Source organism: Streptomyces kebangsaanensis (genome assembly GCF_001906585.1).
In the GTDB taxonomy this organism is placed as follows: Bacteria; Actinomycetota; Actinomycetes; order Streptomycetales; family Streptomycetaceae; genus Streptomyces; species Streptomyces kebangsaanensis.
The window spans coordinates 15,613-19,082 of the sequence record NZ_JUJA01000079.1 but is presented as its reverse complement, the minus strand read 5'-3'; the positions used below and the strand labels follow the sequence as shown (position 1 = coordinate 19,082).

Below are 3,470 nucleotides of genomic sequence, written 5' to 3'. Positions count from 1 at the left end.
CGAGCCGGTAGACGGCGAGCACCTCGTAGGTGACGGTGTCGCGCACGACGTTGAACCAGCGGCGGCAGCCCGTGGAGTGCACCCACCGCTCGGCGAAGGGGCCCTTGGGGTTGTCCCGGTAGAAGACGTACTCGGCCCACTGTTCGTCGGTGAGGTCCCCGGGGGTCTCGGGGAAGGGGATGTGGGCCTGGCCCCCGTAGTGGTACTCGGTCTCGTCCCGAGGACCGCACCATGGGCAGTTCAGCAGCAGCACGGTGTCCTCCTCTCAGTGGGCCACGGCCGCGGCGCCGTGCTCGTCGATCAGGGCGCCCGTGGTGAAGCGGTCCAGGGCGAAGGGCTTGTTCAGGGGGTGCGGCTCGCCGGTGGCGATGGTGTGGGCGAAGGTCCAGCCGGCCGCCGGGGTGGCCTTGAAACCGCCGGTGCCCCAGCCGCAGTTGACGTAGAGGTTCTCCACCGGCGTGGTGCCGATGATCGGGGAGGCGTCCGGGGTGACGTCGACGATGCCTCCCCAGGTCCGCAGCACGTGGGCACGGGCGAAGATGGGGAACAGCTCGACGGCGGCGGCCATCTGGTGCTCGATCACGTGGAACGAGCCGCGCTGGCCGTAGCCGTTGTACGCGTCGACGCCCGCGCCCATCACCAGTTCGCCCTTGTGCGCCTGCGAGACGTAGACGTGCACGTGGTTGGACATCACGACGGTGGGGTGCACCGGCTGGTGCAGTTCGGAGACCAGCGCCTGCAGCGGGTGGGACTGCACCGGCAGCCGGAACCCGGCCCGTTCGGCCAGGACGCCGCTGTGCCCGGCGGCCGCGAGGCCGACCCGGCCGGCCAGGATGCGGCCCCGGCTGGTCTCGACGCCGACGACGCGGTCGCCGTCCTTGACGAAGCCGGTGACCTCGCAGTTCTGGATGAGGTCGACGCCCATCTCGTCGGCGCGGCGGGCGAGCGCCCAGGCGACGTGGTCGTGCTTGGCGATGCCGGCGCGGGGCTGGTAGGTGCCGCCGAGGACCGGGTAGCGGGTGTCGGACGAGGTGTTGAGGATCGGGCAGATCTTGGCGACCTCGTCGGTGTCGAGCCATTCGGCGTCGACCCCGTTGAGCCGGTTGGCGTTGACGCGGCGCGTGCCCTCGCGGACGTCCTGCAGGGTGTGCGCGAGGTTGAGGACGCCGCGCTGGCTGAACAGGAAGTCGTAGTCGAGCTCTTCGGGCAGCACCTCCCACAGCTTCAGGGCGTGCTCGTAGATGGCCGCGCTCTCGTCCCACAGGTAGTTGGAACGGATGATGGTGGTGTTGCGGGCCATGTTGCCGCCGGCCAGCCAGCCCTTCTCCAGGACGGCGACGTTGGTGATGCCGTGGACCTTGGCGAGGTAGTAGGCGGTGGCCAGGCCGTGGCCTCCGGCGCCGACGATGACGACGTCGTAGGAGGGGCGGGGGTCGGGGGTGCGCCAGAGCCAGTCGGGGTGCTCCGGCAGGGGTGCGGCGGTCATCCGGCGGTTCCGTTCTGGTCGGCGGGTCCGGTCTGGTCGGCGTAGAGCGGGAACTTCTCGGCGAGGGCGGTGACCCGGCCGCGCAGCAGGGCGGCGCTCTCGTCGGTGAGGTCCTCCTCCTTCAGGGCGCAGGCGATGATGTCGGCGACCTCGCGGAACTCGTCGGTCCCGAAGCCCCGGGTGGCCAGGGCGGGGGTGCCGATCCGCAGGCCGGAGGAGACCATCGGCGGGCGGGGGTCGAACGGCACGGCGTTGCGGTTGACGGTGATGCCGATGCGGTGGAGGCGGTCCTCGGCCTGCTGCCCGTCGAGCGCGGAGTCGCGCAGGTCGACCAGGACCAGGTGGACCTCGGTGCCACCGGTGAGGACGGTGATCCCGGCCTCGGCGACGTCGTCGGCGAGCAGCCGTCCGGCGAGGATCCGGGCGCCGTCCAGGGTGCGCTGCTGGCGCTCCTTGAACTCCTCGCTCGCCGCGACCTTGAAGGAGACCGCCTTGGCGGCGATCACGTGCTCCAGCGGGCCGCCCTGCTGGCCGGGGAAGACCGCCGAGTTGATCTTCTTGGCGAGTCCGGCCCGGCTGAGGATCACACCGCCGCGGGGACCGCCGAGGGTCTTGTGGGTGGTGGTGGTCACGACGTCCGCGTACGGCACGGGGCTGGGGTGCAGGCCGGCCGCGACCAGGCCGGCGAAGTGCGCCATGTCGACCATGAGGTAGGCGCCGACCTCGTCGGCGATGCGGCGGAAGGCGGCGAAGTCCAGCTGCCGCGGATAGGCCGACCAGCCGGCGACGATCAGCTTCGGCCGGTGCTCGCGGGCCAGCTCCGCCACCTCGTCCATGTCGACGCGCAGGTCCGACTGGCGCACGTGGTAGGGCACGACGTTGTAGAGCTTGCCGGAGTAGTTGATGCGCATGCCGTGGGTCAGGTGACCGCCGTGCGCCAGGTCCAGGCCGAGGATCGTGTCCCCCGGGTCGAGGAGGGCGAACATCGCGGCGGCGTTGGCCTGGGCGCCGGAGTGCGGCTGGACGTTGGCCGCCTCCGCGCCGAACAGGGCCTTGACCCGGTCGATGGCGAGCTGTTCGACGACGTCGACGTGCTCGCAGCCGCCGTAGTAGCGGCGGCCGGGGTAGCCCTCGGCGTACTTGTTCGTCAGGACCGAGCCCTGGGCCTGCATCACGGCCTCGGGCGCGAAGTTCTCCGACGCGATCATCTCGAGTGTCGTCTGCTGGCGCCGGAGCTCCTCGGAGACGGCGGCGGCGATCTCGGGGTCCAGGGAGGCCAGGGGGAGGGAGAGAAGGCCGCTGTTCTCCGTCGTCGACGGTTTCGCTGCCATGGTGAGCACCACCTTAATATGCGACTGCTCCAGCACTGATATATCAGTACGTGCGGTAACGTAGGTCAGGCCGACGGAAAGGGTCAAGGGGGTAGCGGAATGAATCAGGAACAGACTTCGCACACGGCCGGCGAGGAGACGCTCACCCTCGCCGAGCGCGCGTACCGCGACATCCGCGACCGCCTGATCATGCTGGAGATCCCGCCGGGCGCCCCGGTGAACGAGGACCTGCTCGCCCAGAGCGTCGGCTTCGGGCGCACGCCGGTGCGCGAGGCCCTCAAGCGCCTGCAGCACGAGCGGCTGATCGTGGCCTACCCGCGACGCGGGACCTTCGCCACCGAGGTCAACATCACCGACCTCGCCCACATCTCCGAGGTCCGGCGCCAGCTGGAGCCCATGGCGGCGGCCCGCGCGGCCGAGCGCGCCACCGCCGCCGACCGCGAGGCGCTGGGCGCACTGCTGCGGCAGCTGGAGGGCGAGGACACCGCGGGACAGGACGCGGACGCCCTGATGCGCCTCGACCTGCGGGTGCACCGGGCCATCTACGCCGCGACCCGCAACCCGTACTTCGAGGACACCCTCATCCGCTACGACAACCTGGCCACCCGCATCTGGTGCCTGTTCGTGAACCGGCTGCCGGGCATGGCGGGACA

4 protein-coding genes are annotated in these 3,470 nt (G+C 70.9%); 1 reads left to right on the top strand and 3 read right to left on the bottom strand.

Going from position 1 to position 3,470, the window contains the following annotated elements; all coding sequences use genetic code 11:
* The 3 genes from RH94_RS43110 to glyA all read right to left on the bottom strand — a co-directional run.
* Window positions 1–253: sarcosine oxidase subunit delta (locus RH94_RS43110; protein WP_234425704.1), on the bottom strand; the 253-nt coding region annotated here is incomplete at its 3' end.
* Window positions 254–265: 12 nt separating this feature from the next.
* Window positions 266–1,486, bottom strand: coding sequence for a sarcosine oxidase subunit beta family protein (locus tag RH94_RS11710; protein ID WP_073947545.1), 1,221 nt, complete (start codon window positions 1,484–1,486; stop codon window positions 266–268).
* On the bottom strand, window positions 1,483–2,817 hold the full coding sequence (gene glyA, locus RH94_RS11705) for a serine hydroxymethyltransferase (RefSeq protein WP_073947558.1): 1,335 nt from the start codon (window positions 2,815–2,817) through the stop codon (window positions 1,483–1,485). The genes RH94_RS11710 and glyA overlap by 4 nt, the downstream gene beginning before the upstream one ends.
* 99 nt (window positions 2,818–2,916) lie before the next feature.
* Here glyA and RH94_RS11700 point away from each other — a divergent pair.
* Window positions 2,917–3,470 (top strand): GntR family transcriptional regulator (locus RH94_RS11700; RefSeq protein WP_234425703.1); only part of this gene is annotated, 554 nt, incomplete at its 3' end.

Excerpts from the sequence above, each read along its gene's own strand:
- RH94_RS11710 (WP_073947545.1), bottom strand. The coding sequence starts at position 1,486 with ATGACCGCCGCACCCCTGCCGGAGCACCCCGACTGGCTCTGGCGCACC.
- glyA (WP_073947558.1), bottom strand. The coding sequence starts at position 2,817 with ATGGCAGCGAAACCGTCGACGACGGAGAACAGCGGCCTTCTCTCCCTC.